Consider the following 17,544-nt stretch of genomic DNA (forward strand, 5'->3'; position numbering starts at 1 on the left):
GCTAAGTTGACGACAATGAATGTTGACACGGAGTGGCAGCGTCCGCTGACACCGCAGGAAGTCGAGACCTGGTGCGCCTTCGTGCACGGCGGCTGGGCGCTCTACGCCCGGGTCACCGACGAGCTCACCGCCCGCGGCCTATCCGTGTCGGACATGCGGTTGCTCGAATCCCTCGAGCGCACCGACTATCGGGGCATCTCCGAACTCGCCGACGACGTGCACATGCGCATCAGCACGGTGTCGCGGCAGATCGCGCGGCTCATCGACGACGGCGACGTCGAGAAGATCAGGTCCGACGGTGACGGCCGCCACCGGCTGGTGCGGCTCACCGAGAAGGGTCGCGAGACGTTGCGTGAGCACGTGAAGGTCCGGGACACCGTCATTCGCCGGCATGTGGTGAACGTGCTGTCCGAGGAGGAGTTCGCCGCGCTCGGTATCGCGTTCCGCAAGATCGGTGAAGGGGTTATCGGGAATCTCGACGGCTGCGATGGTGGCCTCTCAGGCGACGGTCAGTAGCACCTTCCCGATCGCATCGCCGCTGTCGAGGTGCGCGTGCGCGGCTTCGGCGTCGTCGAGTGAGAACGTGGTGTCGATGATCGGCACCACCTTCCCGGCGTCGATGAGCGGCCAGGTGATCCTCCGTGTCTGCGCGACGATGTCGGCTTTCCCGCCCGGGCCCGTCGTCGGACGCGACCGCAGCGTGGTTCCGTGCACCGATGCGCGTTTGGCGAGCAGCAATCCGATGGGTAGCTCGGCCTTGGCGCCGCCCTGCATGCCGATGATGACCAGCCGGCCGCCGGTGCGCAGGCTATCGATGTTGGGGCGCAGATACTTCGCGCCGATGATGTCGAGGATGACGTCGGCGCCGCCGCTATTGGTGATCACCTCGGTGAAATCCTGCGTCGAGTAGTCGATGAGGATGTCGGCGCCCAGCGCAGCGCAGCGGGCGAGTTTGGCCTGGGTGCGCGCGGTCACCGCGACCTGCACCTCGAGGGCATGCGCGACCTGGATGGCGTGGGTGCCGATGCCGCTCGATCCGCCGTGGATCAGCAGCAGCTCGCCCGGTCGCAGATCGGCGGTGCCGAACAGGTTGGACACCACCGTGCAGGCGACTTCGGGCAGACCCGCGGCCGAGACGAGGTCGACGCCGAGGGGGACAGGCAGCAACTGCGTGGCCGGCACCGCGACCTGCTCGGCATATCCGCCGCCGGCCAGCAGCGCGCACACCTCGTCGCCGACCGCCCAGCCGCTCACCTGCGGGCCCAGCGCCGAGATCCGCCCCGACACCTCGAGGCCCATCGTGTCCGGGGCGCCCGGCGGAGGCGGATACATACCCTTGCGCTGCAACAGGTCTGCCCGGTTGACGCCGGCAGCCACGACGTCGACGATCACCTCACCGACGCCTGCGACCGGGTCGTCGATGTTCTGCACGGACAGGTTCCCGGAATCCACGACGATTGCCTTCACCTGTTCGATGGTTCCACAGCTCTGTCGGGTGGTGGCGGGGGTCGGGACCGTCGGTCCCGGTTCCTGTCGTAGGCTTGCAGGTCAGGGAAGCGTGGCAGAGCGGCCGAATGCACTCGCCTTGAAAGCGAGCGTGCCTAAACAGCACCGGGGGTTCAAATCCCTCCGCTTCCGCAGCTGTCCCTCGGTGCCCGGCATCCGCGGCGGAGCGCGGCGCGCTCGCCTCACTGGGCCCGTCCCTTCGCGCAGACGGCGCCCGCTCGGGCGGAACCGTGGAGTCGGAACGGACACCTCCGCCGCCGCGGTCGGCATCCCGCCGTGCCGCCGCCGCGATCACCGCGCGGGTCACGTCGGGGAGAGGAGGGCGTCGCCGCGGGCGAGCACCTGCACCGCCTCGATCAGCTGCTCGGGGGTGGAGTTCTTCAGCAGGAACCCGCTCGCACCCGCGTCGAGGGCCTGGAACAGGTAGTCCTCGCGGTTGAACGTCGTGAGCACGAGCACCGAGGGGCGGCCCTCCCCGGCGTGCGCCGAGACGATGCGGCGGGTGGCCTCGAGTCCGTCCATGCCGGGCATCTGCACGTCCATGCACACGACGTCGGGTCGGAGGGTCTCGACGACGGCGACCGCGGCGGCGCCATCGGCCGCCTCGCCGACGACCTCGATGCCGGGCTCGGAGTCGAGGATCGTGCGGAAGCCGGCGCGCACGAGCGCCTGGTCGTCGACGATGAGCACGCGCACGCTCACGAGGCCTCCCCCGTCCGTCGGAGTGGCAGGCCGGCCCGGACGAGGAAGCCGCCGCGGCGTCGCGGCCCCACCTCGAGGGCGCCGCCGACGGCCGAGACGCGGTCCCGCATGCCGATGAGGCCCAACCCGCCCGAGCCGGGGACGCCGTTCGCCTCGGCGCGCGCCGCGGCGACGCCCGTGTCGGTCACCTCGACCTCGAGCGCGCCCGGCTCCCACCGCAGCCGGACCTCGGCGCTCGCGCCCGGGCCCGCGTGCTTCCGCATGTTCGTCAGCGCCTCCTGCACGAGCCGGTACGCCGTCACCTGCACCACGGGGCTCGCGTCGCGGGGCTCGCCGATGACCGTGAGCGAGGCCGGCACCCCGCTCGCGATCGAGTCCTCGACGAGGCCGGGCAGATCCTCGAGCCCGCGCGGCGCCGGATCGACGGCCAGTGCGCCCGCCGCGGCATCCTCGTCACCCGTGCCGTGCCGGAGTGTGCCGAGGAGCCCGTGCAGCTCGGCGACCGCCTCGCGGGCGCTCTCCTCGATGGCCGAGAGCGACGTCGCCGCCTGCTCCGGATCGCGCGCGAGCACCCGTCGCGCTGCGCCCGCCTGCACGCCGATGACGGAGACGTGGTGGGCGACGACGTCGTGCAGCTCACGTGCGATGCGGAGCCGTTCGAGCGCGACGGCCTGCTCGCGCGACCGCTCGCGCTCGGCGGCGAGCTCGTCCGTCCGCTGCCTGAGTGCCGCGGTCGACCGGGCCGACGCCGCGGCGGCGTCGCCGAAGTACCAGGCGCCGCCGAAGTACAGCAGGTTCGTGAGCACGTTGATCAGGGCGAATGCGACGTACGGCGACAGTGGTCCGTCGGTCTCGCGCGCCAGCGAAGGCGGCAGATCGGGCGCGTTCGAGGCGATCACGAGCCCCCAGAACAGCCACACGAACATGGCCGCCACGATCACCGCGCGCACCGCGGTGGCGCGACGGCGGCTGCGTCCCCACGCGCCGACCGAGTAGATCGCGATGAAGAGGGTGATGTTGCTGAACAGCGCCTCCCCGATCTGGGCGATGCCCCCGGCGATGAACGCCGCGCTCAGCACCACCGCGACGACCTCGGGCCAGCGCCGCCGGAAGGCGAGCGGCGCCGTCATCGCCAGTGACCACAGCACCGTCAGCCAGAACGGCGCATCCTCCCCGTACCCGGTGGTGCGGTAGAGCGCCGAGCTCGCGAGGGTGCCGGCGAAGAGCACGACCGCGAGCACGGCGTCGTATCGGCGGTCGGCGGCCGTCGGCGCGGGGCGGACCCACTCGACGCCGTCGATCACGGGTGGGGGGGTTGCGGTCACCACTTCACGCTAACGGGATGCCCCGGGCGGGGGCATCCGTCGCGCGGCGGAGCCGCCACCGCTCACCGCAGGCGGTAGTGCAGCCCGACGTGCCCGCTCGGGTGGGTCACCGCGTGGTCGAGCGCGAGCCGGCGCACGCCGAGGTCGGGCGGCGTGAACGTGCGCCCGGCGCCGATGAGGACGGGCACGATCCGCAGCCGGAGCTCGTCGACCGCGCCGGCGCGGAGCAGCCCGTCGGCGAGGGTCAGGCTGCCCCACACGATCACGCCGCCGTCGAGGGAGTCGGAGAGGGCGCGTGCGGCCGCAACGCCGTCGCCGCGGTGGATCCGGGCCGGTGCGTCGTCGCCCCACGGGGCATCCGTCAGGGTATTGCTCACGACGTGCTTCGCGAGGCGGGCGATGGGCGTGGCCACGGGCTCGATCGCGGGATCGGCGGTCGGCCAGTACGCGGCGAACATCTCGTACGTGATGCGGCCGAGGAGCATCGCCTCGACGCCCTCGAGCATCTCGAGCTGATCGGCGTCGGTGGCGTTGAAGTCCTCGATCGCCTCGAAGAACGAGATGCCGCCGTCGGCGTCGGTCGCGAAGCCGTCGACCGAGACGATCTGCTCGACGATGAGCCGGCCCATCAGCGTTCCGCCGCGTCGAGGTGCTCGCCGAGGAGGTCGAACGCCGAGTTCCAGCCGTCGTAGACGTCCTCGTCGCCGGGCGCCGCGTCGATGCCGACGAGGTGGAACAGCATCTCGGTGCGGTGGCCGTCGAGCTCGCGGAGGGTGACGGTGATGAGCGGTGCCTCGTCGTCGGCGTCGCCCGGCGATCCCCACGTGAAGACGAGCCGCTCGGGCGGCGTCACCTCCCGGTAGACGCCGGAGGTCGGGTACTCCCGGCCGTCGGGTCCGACCATCGTGTAGGCATAGCGTCCGCCGGCGCGAGCGTCGACGGAGACGGTGCCGGCCTTGATCCACACGTCGCGCGGATGCCACCACTCGGCGGCATCGGCCGTCTCGGTCCACGCGCGCCAGACCAGCTCGCGGGGCGCGTCGAAGATGCGGGTGATGGTGAACTGCGCGGTCGCGGTGCGCTCGGTCATGAGGATTCCCCTTTCAGTCGGCGGAGGTGCTCGTCGAGCAGGTCGAACCGCTCGTTCCACTCGCCGCGGTGGCGCTCCACCCACTCGGATGCATCGTCCAGCGGCTCGGTGCGCAGGGTGCAGGTGCGCCACTGCGCGTGGGCGGTGCGCTCGATCAGGCCGGCGCGTTCCAGCACGTTGAGGTGCTGCGAGATCGCGGGTCGGCTCATCGCGAACGGCTCGGCGAGCTCGCCGACGGTGGCCGGCCCGGCGGCGAGGCGCGAGAGCATCGCGCGCCGTGTCGGGTCGGCGAGGGCCTGGAAGACCAGGCTGAGCCCGTCAGTGGCACCACCCATGTAAGCAACTCCTTACGTAACAGTTCGCTTAACCTAAGCGGATGATGCGGCCGCGTCAAGACCCGCATGCCGATTCGCCGGACCGCCCGCGGCGCTGCGCTCAGTGCTCATGACCGCCACAGCCGCTCCGGCGAGCACGCCGGGCCCCGACGCATCCGCCCCCAACCTGCGCCTGCGCGAGCGACCCTTCGACTGGTTCTTCATCGTCGTCTTCTCGCTGTTCACCGTGACCAGCATGATCAGCGACATGCTGCCGACGCTCGGCGTCGACTTCTCCGAGCCGTCGCCGAACTTCCTCGTCAACGCCAACTGGTGGTACGCGCACGACACCGACCCGCTGTTCATGCACCCGCCCGTCTGGATGCGGATCGTCACCGGGCTCTCGGCGTTCGTCTACCCGGTCTTCTACGTGCTGCTCGTCATCTCGCTCGTCCGGGGCTGGAACTGGATCCAGCTGCCGAGCGTCATCTACGCGACGATGATCGCCTCCATCACGGGCGTCATCGTGTTCGGCGTCGAGTTCTTCGGCGAGCCCGAGTGGGTCACCCCGAACCCGGCGAAGTTCCTCGCGTTCAACCTGCCCTACGTCCTCATCCCGATCCTGCTGCTCATCCGCATGCGCGGGCCGATGCCGTTCACACGGAGGTTCTGAACCCGGCCCGACGCCACGATCCGACGCGTCGACGCGCCGAACGGCCTCCCGCTCCATCGAGCGGGAGGCCGTTCGTGCGCAGGGCCCGCGGTGCTCGCGGGCCCGTCCCTCTCAGCGCCGGAAGTGCGAGCCCAACCGAGGAGGTGACAGTGAAACATATACGGGTGCATGGGATCTGACGGTCCGGAGAAGGTCATTGCGATGGTGGCGCGATCACCGGGAGCGAGATACAGGGTGTCCTTGCGGCCCCGCAACTCGGGTGGTGGCGTCCGGTCGTTGATGGTGAGCACCTGGAACTGGACGTCGTGCACGTGGAAGTTGTGCGGCCAGTTGTCCACGTTGCGGACGCCCCATACCTCGGTGGTGCCCTCGGTGACGGCGCGAAGTCGATGCGCGACATGGCCATTCGCTCGTGGTTGATCATGTGCCACTGCAGATCGAAGTTGCGACGCGGGACGCTCGACGCCGGCGCGATCGGAGCGATCTCGGCGAGCCGAGCGGGTACCTCGGCTGAGGTGCCGAGCACCCTGCCGGTCCGCAGCGTGAGCACGTCCACTGTGTCCTTGAGACCGAATCGGCGGGCGAGCCGCGAGTCGATTCGGCCGCGGTGCGCCGCGTCGGCGGGGTAGGAGCGCAGGAGTACCTGCTCGTCGGGGCGCAGGTCGACGACGATCTCCGCCCGCTCGCCCGGACTCAGGAAGATCCTCTCGGTGACAACCGGTTTCGGCAGCAGACCGCCGTCGGTGCCGATCAGGCGGAATTCACGGTCGTCGGAGAAGCCGAGGTGGTGGTAGCTGCGCCCCGACGACCCGTTGAGCATCGTCGATGTGTCGGAACAGTTCGTCAGTGGTGGTGACGATGTTCTCGATCTCGGAACTCGCTTGTGCTTCGAGGATCGGTATCGAATTGATCAGCACGGTTGGGTTGGGCATCGACACCGCGGCCTGATCGAGCTTGGCGAGGGCGGAATTAGCGCCGATGACGGCCCTCAGGACAGGTCGTGTTTCTAGGGTATCGGCGTCGGGTGGCGGGGGTAGCGCATTGTACGGCACGTCCGGCTCCCAGGTCATGGGGTGACATTCCCACACAATCGCCAAATATGTAAACTTCTTGGCGGAATTTTTACATATCTGGGTTGCTTGTGAAGTTTCTTTCACCTCGTCGACCGTCGGCCCCGGCCGCTCACCCCCAGAATCTCCCACCCCGGTCTGCGTTACCGTCACCCGGTGACGACGCGTGAAGGACTCGGCCCGCGACTGCTGTTCGCGCTCGCGCTGCTCTCGGCGACCGCCCCCATCGCCACAGACCTCTATCTCCCGTCGTTTCTCGAGGTCAAGGACGCGCTGCACACCGACGCGACGCAGGTGCAGCTGACGCTGACGGCGTTCCTCGTCGGCGTCGCGGTGGGGCAGGTGGTGTGGGGTCCGGTGTCCGACCGCTTCGGGCGACGCTCACCGCTGCTGGTCGGGTCGGTGGCCGCGGTCCTCGCTGGCATCGTCGTGGTGGCCGCACCGACCATCGAGGTCCTCATCGCCGCGCGGTTCGTGCAGGCGTTCGCGGCGGCGGCGGGGATGGTGATCGCCCGGGCCATCATCGCCGACCTGCTGCGCGGATTCGCCGGGGCACGCTCGATGACCCTGATGATGACCATCCAGAGTCTCGCCCCGGTGATCGCGCCGATCATCGGCGGTGTGCTCGCCGGGCATGTCTCGTGGCGCGGGGTCCTCGGCGTGATCCTCGGTGCCACCGTGCTGCAGCTCGTCTTCGCGGTGACCTCGGTGCCCGACACCCTGCCAGTCGAACGCCGCACCCGGCGCGTCGGATTCGGTGATCTGCTGGGCAGATTCGGCCGCCCGGCCTTCCTCGCCTATGTGCTCACACAGGCCTTCGCCTTCGGTGCGCTGATGGCCTACGTCTCCAGTTCGTCGTTCGTCTACCAGCGGGTGCTCGGGGCGTCGACGGTGATCTACGGGCTGGCGTTCGCGGTCAACGCGCTCGGAATGACCGCGGCCGGACTCGTGGCGGCCCGGCTCTCGCGCCGCCACGTCCATCCGGCGACGACGATCGGCGTCGCACTGCCGGTGCTGGTCGTCGCGTCCGCGGGGGTGCTCGTCGCCGCGGTGTCGTCGACGAAGATCCTGCTCGTCGTGCCGCTGTTCATCGCGACCACCTCCGTCGGCTTCGTGATGGGCAACTCGGCGGCGCTCGCCATGGAACACACCCGCGACGCCGCCGGTGCCGGCAGCGCGGTCCTCGGCGGTCTGATGTTCCTGATCGGTGGTGCCCTCTCGCCACTCGGCGGCCTGGCCGGCGACGACACCGCCGTACCGATGGGGATCGTCATGTGCTCCTCGGCCGTGCTCGCTCTGGCCTGCTTCGTCGTCGCGCGCCGCTCGGTGGCCCGGAATCCGGAGTCCGAGGCGGCTTTTCGACGTCCCTGAGACAACCCGGGGCGCACCCATCCATCGCCGACTACCCTCGATCGTCGTGAGCGTCGAAACCTTCACCGCCGACGACGGTGAGCTGCTGATCCACACCGGGGTGACCGGTCCAGCCGCCCGCACCGGGCACCGGCTGACGATCGCGGTGCGTGCCTGGACCGCGACGGTCACCGTCGACGACGGAACCCCCACCGCCGTGGCCGCGACAATCGTCGTCGACTCCCTCGACGTGACCGCCGGCACGGGCGGCCTGACACCGATGACCGGTCCCGAACGTGCGATGGCGCGGTCGAACGCGTTGAAATCGTTGAAGGCCAAGAAGTTTCCCGAGATCACCTTCGCCGCGTCCGACGTCGCCGAGAGTGCCGGGGGCTACCGGCTGACCGGGATGCTGACCATCGCGGGAACCACACGCGAGCAGATCGTCGACATCGCGACCGACGAATCCCACCTCACCTTCGACGTGGCGCTCACCCAGTCCGACTTCGGGGTCAAGCCGTATTCGCTGGCGATGGGCACGCTCAAGGTCGCCGACGAGGTGCGTCTCACGCTCGACGTCACCCGTACCCACCCGCGGCCACCGGCCGCGGGGCAAGCCACCGAACGGAGCCTCTCGTGACCTCGTCCGTGACTGTCGAACGCATCACCATCGACGCCGAACCCGACTCCTTCGACGCTCTCATCGCCCGCCCCGCCGAGCCGAGCGGCCCACGTCCCTCGGTTCTGCTCGTGCATGATGCGACCGGCGACGAAGTCGACACCGAACGGAATCTGCGGATCGTCGCCGGCCAGGGATACCTCGCGTTGGCGCCGCTGCTGTTCACCACCGGCCCGAACAAGCTGGGCTGCATCGTTTCCGCGATGCGATCACTCGCTGTGGGCCACGGGCCGGCCTTCGCGATTCTGGAGCGCGCCCGCGTGACCCTCGCCGACGACGCGCAATCCACCGGCGATGTCGCCATTGTCGGTTTCTGCATGGGTGGCGGCTTCGCCCTACTCGAGGGTGATGCGCGCTATGTGGCCGCAGCCCCGTTCTACGGCAGCCTCACCAGCTATCGCCGGGTCCGCGCCGATACCTGCCCGGTCGTCGCTTCATTCGGTCAGCGTGATCCGCTGCTTCCGTTCGGTGAGCGACGGCTACGTCGGGTTCTCGACAAGCACGGGATCACCTCCGACATCAAGACCTATCCCGGTGTCGGACACAGCTTTGCCAACCAGATCGACGCCGTGCCCGACCGCGTGTTACGCATCGCCGGCATGCACTACGACGCGGACGTGTCCGCCGACGCCTGGGGCCGTGTATTCGCTTTCTTCGCAGCACGTTTCGCCGAGCACGACGAACATAGGGCTTAATCGTCGAGAATCGTGATCAGGAACGGATCACGGTTGAGCGGACCGTTACGGGCGCTGAGCCGCAGCGTTTCGCCCGGCTGTACGGTCACCGTCTCGGGTGCCTTCCCGAGTATCGCCGAGAAACCGCGATAACGAATACCCACCGCCACCTCATGCGACCCCGGCTCGACCGCGACCCGCGTCGGCTGCGACCATGCAAGGCGATGGACGGCCTCGTCGACGACGACCGCGGGAGTGGTTGCGACCAGCAGGAACCACGCGTTCACGAAGTTGGCGGTCACGGTGACCTCGAGGGCGCTGTCCATGCCGGAAGCTTAGTCGCGTAACCGGCGGGGTGGCGGCGAGCGGAGGAGGTTCTTCTCCGTCTCTCAGTTTCTCGCCTGAGCTTCACTGCTTCTGGCGCACGTCGCTGACGATCCCGCCGTTGGTGATCCGCCGGACGAACGAGTCGGGTTTGTCGGAGAGCTGGGATTTCTGCTGGGCGGCCGAGAGTCCGTGTGCCACAAAGCAGATGCCGTCGTCGAGGCGTCGGAAGGCGAGGGTGCGCTCGGCGGAGACCGAGGTGCGCGACGTGGATTCGGTGCTGACCGTCCACGCCCCGACGTCTTCGGTGTTCTTCAGCTCGGAGGACTTGATGTCGGAGCATTCGAGGGCGAAGAACTCGACGACGCTGATGGGTTCGATCGTCACGCCGTCGTCGGTGAGATCGGCTGAGTCGCTGTCGATCTTGGTGTAGCTGCGCTGTTCGGCCCGGGGTACCAGTAGATAACGGTCGGGGTATTCCGACGAGTCGGATCGCACGGTCTTCCAGCCGCTCGGCACGTCGACGGTGATCGTCACGTTCTCGGCCAGCCGCAGGGTTTCACCGGTCGGTTCGTCGTCGGGCCAGAAGGCCACGAGCAGTGTCGCGGTGACACAGACGACCGTGATGATCGCGCAGATCACCCCGACGATCAGGGCCGTGGACCGACGCCGGGGCGGCGGCCCGTAGGGCGGCATCCCGGGTGGCTGTCCGAAGGGTGGTCCGGGCGGCGCGGCGCCGGGTGGTGGGCCTAACTGTGATGGTGGGCCTGCCTGCGGCGGACGGCCGTAGGCGGCTGGCACCCCGACGGCGGGCACCCCGACGGCCGGCACACCGCCGGGTGGGGGTGAACCCCACGGCTGCGGCGGGGGGCCGGGCGTTCGATGTGCGACGGTGGGCTGCTCGGGACTGCCCTGCCACGGCCCGGGGACCGGTCGCCAGGAATCGGTCATCTCGCCCACGCCCTCACATCACTCACGAAATTCAGTGTGGCACGGCTCCCGGGGAGTCGACGATCAGTTGTCCTCAGGCCGGGTGTCGACGCCGGGAGACACCCGGGTCGTCAGTGGGTTCACCTCGGTCCGGCCCGGCGCGTCCAGCCGTGCTCGGATGCGGGCGATCCACGGAATGTCCAGGCAGGCAAGCAGATTGGTGCGCCGAACGGCGAGCTGGCCGCGCACCGCGCCGGCGGGGGTCACGCGTGTGGTGGCCATCGGGGCGAGGACCCGCTGCGGCGCGAACCACGTCGTGTAGAACGTCAGCGACAACGCGGCCAGCGATCCCAGTACCAACAGACCGGCGTAGACGGGATACTCGGCCATCGGCACGGCCAGATAGCGGTAGGCCACAAGCAACGCCCCGAACAGCACGCCGCCACCGGCGACGAGGCGAATCCGGAACCACCCCCAGCCGCGTGCCGGGTCGCGCAGAGCCGAGTCGACGGTCAGGCAGAGCACGGCGCCGGCGACGAGGTCGGCGCCGTAGTGATAGCCGAAGCCGAGTGTCGCGGCCAACGTGCAGATCAACCAGAAGGAGCCGACAATGCGCAGCCACCGCGGCGCCGGTCCGCCGTCGACGTCACGCCGGGTGTGCAGGAACACCGCCAGCGCCCAGGCGGTATGCATCGACGGCATGCAGTTGCGCGGCGGCCCGCCGTCGAAGAACATCGGCCCCGGGATGAGATCGGTCGGCGGGAGCAGCGTCGGCCAGAAGTTGCCGAGCTGTGCACCGCCACCGTCGGGCCCGAAGGCGAACATCGGACCGACCACCGGGAACAGCACATAGAACAGCGGGCCCACGAGGCCGAGCACCAGGAAGGTGCGAACCAGGAAGTGGTCGGGCCAGCGTCCGGACGTCACGACGCGACGCAACTGCCAGACCGCCACCACTGCGGCCGCCGCCGGTAACTCGATGTACACCCAGTGCAGTACCCACACCGCCTGCGGGCCGAGGACCTCGAGGAGTCGCCCGACATGCCACGACGGTTGTCCCAGCGCGTGATCGGCCAGCATCACGTACTCGTCGAGCACCATTGGCTGGGTGTGGATGGTGACGCCGAGCCAGATGTCGCCGACCTTGGTCGCCAGGATCAGCAGCGCACCCAGCGCGGCGGCGTAGAGCGCGTTGCGACGTTCGACACCCGTCCAGCGCATACATGCCAGTACGACGATCCCGGTCAGCACGATGATCGGCCCGTTGCCCACGGCGATCGTCCCGGTGAGCAGGAACCGCGGCGCGGCGTAGAGCGCATCGATCGTCAGCGCGGCCCCCAGCGCGAGGAATCGCCGGCGCCACGGTAGCCCGACCATCGTGAGCAGCAGACCGGCCCACGGCAGGGTCATCGACTTCGGGGTGCCCGCATAGTCGTTCCACAGGCTCTCCAGCGGACCCAGCGTGGCCTGCGTCGATGCGTAGATCTGCAGCGCGATCAGCACCGCCACCACCGCGGCGATCGCGCCGATGACCCGAATCCGCGACGACGACAGCACCGGCTGACCGTGTCGGCGGAGGTTCGGGTCTTCGACTAGCACCGTCGTATCGTAAACGCCGCGTGAACCGGAGCCCTCGACCCGTTGAATGAAAGTGTCGACTGGGTGAACGACGTGGGGTGGCCTGTGGATGGCATCGGCCGGGCAGATCGTCGGCGATCCGACCGAACCCGGCTCACAACCAGTCCTTTCTGCGGAATGTTGCATACAGCGCGGTGACGGCGACCACGATCAGCACCGAACTGGTGACGAACCCCAGCGTGTGGGAGAAGCCGGGAAACGGCACGTTCTGCCCGTAGAAGCCGGTGATGGCGGTCGGCACTGCGATGATCGCTGCCCATCCGGTCAGCTTCTTCATCACCGTGTTGAGCCGGGCGTCGGCGAGCGAGAGGTTGGTCTCGAAGACGGTGGTGATCATGTCGCGTAGTGATTCGGTCCACTCGGCGGCGCGCAGGGCGTGGTCGTAGAGGTCGGAGAAGTGCGGATCGAGTTCGGGCGGGGCGTGGTTCTCGAACCGTCGTCGCTGGATGCCGGCGATCACCTCCCGCATCGGCAGCACGATCCGGCGCAGTGAGACCAGATCCTTGCGCAGCTCATAGGTCCGACGCTGCAGGGTACGTCCGGCCACCTTCTCGTCGAAGAGCAGTCCCTCGAGGTCCTCGATGTCGTCGTCGAGTCGCTGGACCGCGTCGAAGTGTCCGTCCACGACGACGTCGAGCAGTCCGTGCAGCAGTGCGCCGATGCCGTGCTTCTCGCCGCCGATGTCGTTCCAGCGGTGCACCACCTCGTCGATGTCGAAGCCGGCGTTGCGTCGCACCGTGATCAGGGCGTTGGCCTTGACGAAGATCGAGATCCGGTGCAGATCGAACCGGTCGGACCGTTGCCGGACAGTCTCGCTCGACCGCCGCGGCGCGGGCGGGGGAGAGTCCGAATCATCTTGTGGTTCATCGTCATTCATGGTGATCGCGTAGACCATCATGAAAGTGTGCCCGGTGTAGGTGACGGTCTTGACGCGTTCGACGGCGGCCGTCGTGTCCTCCACCGCGAACGGGTCGAGATCGAGTTCGGCCGCCAGCTGGGCCAGCGTGTCGTGCGACGGGCATTCCAGGTCGGCCCAGATCAGCGTGTTCTTCTCATCGAGGCAGTCGGAGATCTTGGCGATGTCGAAGCCGTCCACCCGCTCCCCGTCGCGCCAGATCTGACCCCGGATGTGTTCGTCATTCGACTGCTCGTCGCCCATGCGGCCAATCGTGCCATCGCCGCCCCGCCGACAGCACCGCGTTTCGCGCCGAGAGCACCGCGTTTCGCGCCGGGAGCACCGTGCGGCAGGATCGGAAGGCATGGCCGCCGGGGAAGGATCGCGCAGGATCGCGCCACTCACCGGCATCCGGACCATAGCCGCGCTGGCCGTCTGTCTCACCCACGCGGCGTTCTGGACCGGGAACTACACCGACGACGCCGTCGGACGCCTGTTCGCGCGCTTCGAGATCGGTGTCGCGATCTTCTTCGTGCTCTCCGGCTACCTGTTGTTCCGGCCGTGGGTGCGTGCCACCGAGGGCTCCCCGACGCCGGGTATCGGCCGCTACTTCTGGCATCGGGCGCGTCGCATCCTGCCTGCCTACTGGATCACGGTGACCGCTGTGTATCTGCTGTACGCGATCGCCCCACCCGGCGGCGCGTCGACGACCGGCACCGGCGCCGTGGGCTATCTGCGCAACATGACGCTGACCCAGGTGTACGGGCTCGGCCACCTGCACAGCGGTCTGACCCAGATGTGGAGCCTGGCCGCCGAAGTCGTCTTCTACCTGGTGCTGCCACTGATCGGGTGGGTGCTGGTGGTCCTCGTCTGCCGACGACGCCGACGCCCAGACCTGCTGATCGTCGGCCTCGTCACGGTGATGCTGATCTCGCCGGTGTGGTCGGTGGTCGTGGCGGGCAGCGACGGTGTGGATCCCACCGCCCGGCTGTGGGCGCCGGCCTTCATCGGGTGGTTCGCCGGCGGCATGTTGCTGGCCGTCTGCGTCCCCTACCTGCGACGATGGCCCGCGATGTGGTCGCTGGGCGTCGCGCTCGTCGCCTTCGGGGCGTCGGTCGCCGACATCGCCGGTGAGCCGACGATCACCCCGACCACCGCGTCGGCGACGGTGGTGAAGCACCTGCTGTACCTGATCGTCGCAGTCGCACTGATCGGACCGCTGACGATCCCCGGCGCCGACGACGTGTGGGCACGGTTGTGCGGCTCACGGCCGATGGTGTTCCTCGGCGAGATCTCCTATGAGTTCTTCCTGGTGCACGTGGTGGTGCTCGAGGTGATGATGGTCGCACTCGGCTACCAGGTCTTCACCGGTTCGTGGGTCGTCGCCTTCCTGGTGACGACCGCGGTGAGCACGCCGATCGCGTGGCTGCTGCATCGCGGGACGGCTTCGCTCTGGCGTGCGCGGACGCCGGGGCATGTCGCAGCGCGCGGGTAACATCGAGGGCGACGTTGTCACAGGTGGGAGAGTCATGGTCGAGAACCGGTACCCGGGTCGCCCGGCGCGTGCACGCACCACCAAGGAGATCCGCGAGTGGTGCGACGCCGCGCAGATGCCCGGTGAACGTCCCGACCTCTCCGACATCGCCGCCCTGCTCATCGCCTCGGGTTTCCTCACCCCCGGTGGGCGGGCGATCCTGGTCCGACGCATCTCCACCGGCCTGCCGGTGCCGACGCTGCCGGCCGGGTACGGCGACCTGCGTCGTCTGCAGCGTGGGATCACCCAGCTCGAGAACCAGCTCGCCAGCCCGGTCCTGCCCGGTGTGGTCGGCGCGGTGGTGCGCAATCGGCTCAACGGCCTGGTGCGACGCCGCGAGGATGCGCACAAGACCGTCGTCACCGCCAAGGGAGTGTTCGCCGGCGGCACCCGCGCCATCCGTCGAGAACGCCGCGAGAACGTCTACCTCGAAATCGAGGAACGCGAACGTCTCTTCTCCGGTTTGCTGTGCACGCCGTCGCCCAACGTCAACGCGTCGAGCTATATGCGCCGGGCCGGGTCGGCGGCCATCGACCGGATCGCCGGCATGGTGAGTCAGGTCGCCGCCAAGTCGGGTAACCCGCAGGCCGAGCAATGGGCCGGTCAGGTCCTCGGCGGCGGGCGCGAGCAGCCGCCGGCGACCGCACCGCGGATGGCCGGTTTCGTCGACGGATACGAGACCATCCTCTACATCGCCGGCCATTACTACGACCGCATCGTGCGTAATCCGGCATGGCGTTCAGACCATTTCGAGGTGCAGCGCACCCAGGTGAACCTGCACGCCGAACTCGCCGAGATCGCCGCCGACGTCATCGCGCTGCGGGCGGTGCGCATCGACCTCGACCGCGCCAAACGCAACGGTGGCTTCGACAAATCCTTCGCCGAGCAGATCGACCGCCGGGAAACGGTGTTGCGGCCGGTGTGGACCGAGCTCATCGAGCGTGTCCAGGCACTCGCCGAAGTCGCGCACGTCGTCGAATCCGCGGCCGTCGAACTGCGCATCCTCGCCGAGTACAACAAGGCGCTCACCATCGACGACCGCATCGACGACCTCATCGCCCGATCCGGCGACCGCGAGATGTCGGTGGACAACTCCAAACGACTCACCGAACAGGTGCGCAGCGGCGAAGAGCAACTTCGGATCTATCGGGATGTGTTGCAGGGCAACATCGCTCGCATCTCACCGGCGGCTACGCGGGAGCTTCCCGCGCGCTACGAACCGTCCTGACGGCCCCAGCTGCGCAGATAGACCTTCTCGGTTGCGGTGAGGCGGCGCAGTTTGTGGGCCTCGACGTCGACGACGGCCATCTGCGTACTCGCCACGCATGCCGGGCGGCTGCCGGGTTCGGCGTCGGCGCCGCGGATCTCGTAGCCGATGGTGAAATCGACCGACCGAAAGCCCTTGATCCACATGGCGATCCGCAGCGGTGAATCCTCGTGACGCAGTTGGGACTGGTAGCGGATCTCCACGTGGACGATCATCGCGCTCTTGATCAGCGGGGCGTATTCCTCGCCGGCGCTGAGCAGCCACTGGATGCGCGCCTCTTCCATGAGGGTCACCACGCGGGCGTGGTTGATGTGCCCGAAGGCGTCCATGTCCGACCAGCGCACCTCGACCTGTGCCGTATAAGCGAATCCGTCGTCACCCACCGCGGTGATCTCCTCGCAGACAATCGTCTCTGTGTGATCTCAAACTTCCCCGTCGAACTTCCCGTCGACGATTACCCGCGGGTAGTCTGTCACCCTAGGAGTAGATCTGTCTGCTGGGGGGCATCGGAACCGCCGCCTTCCGGCTGACCCAGGTCGGCTGAACAGCACCGGCTGAAGGTGTGTCTCACGAACGGGGTAGGAGCTAACCGCATGGCCAGGCGTTGGATCGCAGTCGTCGCCGTGCTCGTCGCCACCTTGGTGGCCGCGCCTGCGCTGGCGCATGCGGCACCACTGAGCGCCCGCATCTCCAAGACCGTCAAGCTCAGCCCGCTGCGCACCGACATCTGGGTGTACTCGCCCGCGATGAACGAACGGATCAAGCTCTCGGTGCTCACCCCCGCCGGCGCGTCGGGCCCACGCCCGACCGTCTACATGCTCGACGGCGCCGGCGCCGAAGGTGACGTCAGCGACTGGATCACCAAGGGCCGCGCGGGTCGCTTCTTCGCCGGCAAGAACGTGAACGTCGTGCTGCCGACCGGCGGCAAGGGCAGCTTCTACACGGACTGGCAGAAACGGGACCCCACCCTCGGCAAACCGATGTGGGAGACGTTCCTCACCAAGGAACTGCCCACCCTGATCGATCGGCGCTTCGACGGCTCCGGCCGCAACGCCGTCATCGGCCTCTCAATGGGCGGTCAGGCGGCCTTCGCGCTCGCGATCCGTCATCCGTCCCTCTACTCCGGCCTCGCGTCGCTGTCGGGCTGCCCGCCGGTGTCCGGTCCGGCCAACGAGGCGTATGTGCGCACCACCGTCGGCCGTGACGGTGGCGACGCCACCAACATGTGGGGGCCGTTCGGTTCGGCCGGCTGGCGTGCCCACGACCCGAGCCTGCACCTCGACGCCCTGCGCGGTAAGAGCATCTTCATCTCGGCCGGGTCGGGCGCCGTCGGCCCGCTCGACCTGCAGCGCAAGGTGGATCCCGACGAGGGGCCGCGGGAGGCGGTGACGGCGTCGTCGTCGGCGCTGGAACTCGGCGCCTACCGCTGCTCCCTGGAGTTCGCGGTCACCATGCGCGCACACGGCGTTCACTACACCGACGGCTTCCGGCTCATCGGCACCCACACCTGGGCCTACTGGGAGCAGGATCTGCCCGTCGCGTGGCAGACCGTGTCGCGCGGGCTGTACTGACC

The 17,544-nt window shown here is 68.7% G+C and carries 21 protein-coding genes and 1 tRNA gene; 9 read left to right on the top strand and 13 right to left on the bottom strand.

The features are described 5' to 3' along the window. The first annotated feature begins 15 nt into the window (after positions 1 to 15). Positions 16 to 516, top strand: a complete 501-nt coding sequence (locus GBRO_RS01365) for a MarR family winged helix-turn-helix transcriptional regulator (RefSeq protein ID WP_052298198.1) — start codon at positions 16 to 18, stop codon at positions 514 to 516. Here the strand turns inward: GBRO_RS01365 and GBRO_RS01370 are convergent. Beyond that, a complete protein-coding gene (locus GBRO_RS01370; RefSeq protein ID WP_041919665.1) occupies positions 499 to 1,467 on the bottom strand; it encodes an NAD(P)H-quinone oxidoreductase in 969 nt (322 codons plus the stop codon). The genes GBRO_RS01365 and GBRO_RS01370 overlap by 18 nt on opposite strands. An 85-nt stretch (positions 1,468 to 1,552) precedes the next feature. Here GBRO_RS01370 and GBRO_RS01375 point away from each other — a divergent pair. Continuing rightward, positions 1,553 to 1,638, top strand: a tRNA-Ser gene (locus tag GBRO_RS01375). A gap of 171 nt (positions 1,639 to 1,809) precedes the next feature. Here the strand turns inward: GBRO_RS01375 and GBRO_RS01380 are convergent. From GBRO_RS01380 to GBRO_RS01400, 5 genes are all read right to left on the bottom strand, one after another. Next, positions 1,810 to 2,208, bottom strand: coding sequence for a response regulator (locus GBRO_RS01380; protein ID WP_012832218.1), 399 nt, complete (start codon positions 2,206 to 2,208; stop codon positions 1,810 to 1,812). Beyond that, entirely contained in the window at positions 2,205 to 3,533 is a 1,329-nt protein-coding gene (locus tag GBRO_RS01385) for a sensor histidine kinase (RefSeq protein WP_041920125.1), read from the bottom strand. The genes GBRO_RS01380 and GBRO_RS01385 overlap by 4 nt, the downstream gene beginning before the upstream one ends. A gap of 62 nt (positions 3,534 to 3,595) precedes the next feature. Further along, positions 3,596 to 4,162, bottom strand: coding sequence for a dihydrofolate reductase family protein (locus GBRO_RS01390; protein WP_012832220.1), 567 nt, complete (start codon positions 4,160 to 4,162; stop codon positions 3,596 to 3,598). Continuing rightward, positions 4,162 to 4,623, bottom strand: coding sequence for an SRPBCC family protein (locus tag GBRO_RS01395; protein ID WP_012832221.1), 462 nt, complete (start codon positions 4,621 to 4,623; stop codon positions 4,162 to 4,164). Before GBRO_RS01395 ends, GBRO_RS01390 begins: the two co-directional genes overlap by 1 nt. Beyond that, positions 4,620 to 4,958 (bottom strand): ArsR/SmtB family transcription factor, encoded by a 339-nt coding sequence (locus GBRO_RS01400; protein WP_012832222.1) that lies wholly within the window; start codon positions 4,956 to 4,958, stop codon positions 4,620 to 4,622. Before GBRO_RS01400 ends, GBRO_RS01395 begins: the two co-directional genes overlap by 4 nt. Before the next feature lie 109 nt (positions 4,959 to 5,067). Between GBRO_RS01400 and GBRO_RS01405 the strand changes: the two genes are divergently transcribed. After that, positions 5,068 to 5,610 (top strand): EXPERA domain-containing protein, encoded by a 543-nt coding sequence (locus tag GBRO_RS01405; protein ID WP_012832223.1) that lies wholly within the window; start codon positions 5,068 to 5,070, stop codon positions 5,608 to 5,610. Here GBRO_RS01405 and GBRO_RS26715 read toward each other — a convergent pair. Together GBRO_RS26715 and GBRO_RS25010 are read right to left on the bottom strand one after the other, a co-directional pair. Then, positions 5,541 to 6,041, bottom strand: coding sequence for a multicopper oxidase domain-containing protein (locus GBRO_RS26715; protein WP_223373103.1), 501 nt, complete (start codon positions 6,039 to 6,041; stop codon positions 5,541 to 5,543). The two genes, GBRO_RS01405 and GBRO_RS26715, sit on opposite strands and share 70 nt — an antisense overlap. 330 nt (positions 6,042 to 6,371) lie before the next feature. After that, positions 6,372 to 6,767 carry a Fic/DOC family N-terminal domain-containing protein gene (locus tag GBRO_RS25010; protein WP_227892832.1) on the bottom strand — a complete coding sequence of 132 codons (396 nt, stop codon included), beginning with the start codon at positions 6,765 to 6,767 and terminating at the stop codon, positions 6,372 to 6,374. Positions 6,768 to 6,836: 69 nt separating this feature from the next. On the opposite strand from GBRO_RS25010, the gene GBRO_RS01415 reads away from it, so the two are divergent. From GBRO_RS01415 to GBRO_RS01425, 3 genes are read left to right on the top strand one after another with little or no spacing between them, the layout of a single operon-like run. Next, positions 6,837 to 8,051, top strand: coding sequence for a multidrug effflux MFS transporter (locus GBRO_RS01415; RefSeq protein WP_012832224.1), 1,215 nt, complete (start codon positions 6,837 to 6,839; stop codon positions 8,049 to 8,051). Positions 8,052 to 8,097: 46 nt separating this feature from the next. After that, the gene (locus tag GBRO_RS01420; protein WP_012832225.1) at positions 8,098 to 8,670 is read left to right on the top strand and encodes a YceI family protein; all 573 of its coding nucleotides are present in this window, start codon (positions 8,098 to 8,100) and stop codon (positions 8,668 to 8,670) included. Further along, a complete protein-coding gene (locus GBRO_RS01425; RefSeq protein ID WP_012832226.1) occupies positions 8,667 to 9,404 on the top strand; it encodes a dienelactone hydrolase family protein in 738 nt (245 codons plus the stop codon). Before GBRO_RS01420 ends, GBRO_RS01425 begins: the two co-directional genes overlap by 4 nt. Here GBRO_RS01425 and GBRO_RS01430 read toward each other — a convergent pair. The 4 genes from GBRO_RS01430 to GBRO_RS01445 form a co-directional block, all read right to left on the bottom strand. After that, complete coding sequence (locus tag GBRO_RS01430) at positions 9,401 to 9,709, bottom strand: hypothetical protein (protein ID WP_012832227.1); 309 nt, start codon at positions 9,707 to 9,709, stop codon at positions 9,401 to 9,403. The two genes, GBRO_RS01425 and GBRO_RS01430, sit on opposite strands and share 4 nt — an antisense overlap. Positions 9,710 to 9,791: 82 nt before the next feature. Further along, positions 9,792 to 10,667, bottom strand: coding sequence for a hypothetical protein (locus GBRO_RS27325; RefSeq protein ID WP_147290611.1), 876 nt, complete (start codon positions 10,665 to 10,667; stop codon positions 9,792 to 9,794). Between the two features lie 54 nt (positions 10,668 to 10,721). Further along, positions 10,722 to 12,236 (bottom strand): phosphatase PAP2 family protein, encoded by a 1,515-nt coding sequence (locus GBRO_RS01440; RefSeq protein ID WP_370452857.1) that lies wholly within the window; start codon positions 12,234 to 12,236, stop codon positions 10,722 to 10,724. A gap of 133 nt (positions 12,237 to 12,369) precedes the next feature. Continuing rightward, a complete protein-coding gene (locus tag GBRO_RS01445; protein WP_012832230.1) occupies positions 12,370 to 13,434 on the bottom strand; it encodes a magnesium transporter CorA family protein in 1,065 nt (354 codons plus the stop codon). Positions 13,435 to 13,534: 100 nt separating this feature from the next. On the opposite strand from GBRO_RS01445, the gene GBRO_RS01450 reads away from it, so the two are divergent. Both GBRO_RS01450 and GBRO_RS01455 read left to right on the top strand, forming a co-directional pair. Next, positions 13,535 to 14,665 (top strand): acyltransferase family protein, encoded by a 1,131-nt coding sequence (locus GBRO_RS01450; RefSeq protein ID WP_012832231.1) that lies wholly within the window; start codon positions 13,535 to 13,537, stop codon positions 14,663 to 14,665. Positions 14,666 to 14,699: 34 nt separating this feature from the next. Further along, a complete protein-coding gene (locus GBRO_RS01455; RefSeq protein ID WP_012832232.1) occupies positions 14,700 to 15,932 on the top strand; it encodes a hypothetical protein in 1,233 nt (410 codons plus the stop codon). Here the strand turns inward: GBRO_RS01455 and GBRO_RS01460 are convergent. Beyond that, entirely contained in the window at positions 15,917 to 16,354 is a 438-nt protein-coding gene (locus GBRO_RS01460) for an acyl-CoA thioesterase (RefSeq protein WP_012832233.1), read from the bottom strand. The two genes, GBRO_RS01455 and GBRO_RS01460, sit on opposite strands and share 16 nt — an antisense overlap. Positions 16,355 to 16,564: 210 nt before the next feature. Here GBRO_RS01460 and GBRO_RS01465 point away from each other — a divergent pair, with 210 nt between their 5' ends. Further along, positions 16,565 to 17,542 (top strand): alpha/beta hydrolase, encoded by a 978-nt coding sequence (locus GBRO_RS01465; protein WP_012832234.1) that lies wholly within the window; start codon positions 16,565 to 16,567, stop codon positions 17,540 to 17,542. The last annotated feature ends 2 nt before the right edge of the window (positions 17,543 to 17,544 follow it).

The organism is Gordonia bronchialis DSM 43247, assembly GCF_000024785.1.
GTDB classification, from domain to species: domain Bacteria; phylum Actinomycetota; class Actinomycetes; order Mycobacteriales; family Mycobacteriaceae; genus Gordonia; species Gordonia bronchialis.

Coding starts and splice junctions, on each gene's coding strand:
- GBRO_RS01365 (WP_052298198.1), top strand. CDS start 16: ATGAATGTTGACACGGAGTGGCAGCGTCCGCTGACACCGCAGGAAGTC.
- GBRO_RS01390 (WP_012832220.1), bottom strand. CDS start 4,162: ATGGGCCGGCTCATCGTCGAGCAGATCGTCTCGGTCGACGGCTTCGCG.
- GBRO_RS01395 (WP_012832221.1), bottom strand. CDS start 4,623: ATGACCGAGCGCACCGCGACCGCGCAGTTCACCATCACCCGCATCTTC.
- GBRO_RS01400 (WP_012832222.1), bottom strand. CDS start 4,958: ATGGGTGGTGCCACTGACGGGCTCAGCCTGGTCTTCCAGGCCCTCGCC.
- GBRO_RS01405 (WP_012832223.1), top strand. CDS start 5,068: ATGACCGCCACAGCCGCTCCGGCGAGCACGCCGGGCCCCGACGCATCC.
- GBRO_RS01430 (WP_012832227.1), bottom strand. CDS start 9,709: ATGGACAGCGCCCTCGAGGTCACCGTGACCGCCAACTTCGTGAACGCG.
- GBRO_RS01445 (WP_012832230.1), bottom strand. CDS start 13,434: ATGGGCGACGAGCAGTCGAATGACGAACACATCCGGGGTCAGATCTGG.
- GBRO_RS01450 (WP_012832231.1), top strand. CDS start 13,535: ATGGCCGCCGGGGAAGGATCGCGCAGGATCGCGCCACTCACCGGCATC.
- GBRO_RS01455 (WP_012832232.1), top strand. CDS start 14,700: ATGGTCGAGAACCGGTACCCGGGTCGCCCGGCGCGTGCACGCACCACC.
- GBRO_RS01465 (WP_012832234.1), top strand. CDS start 16,565: ATGGCCAGGCGTTGGATCGCAGTCGTCGCCGTGCTCGTCGCCACCTTG.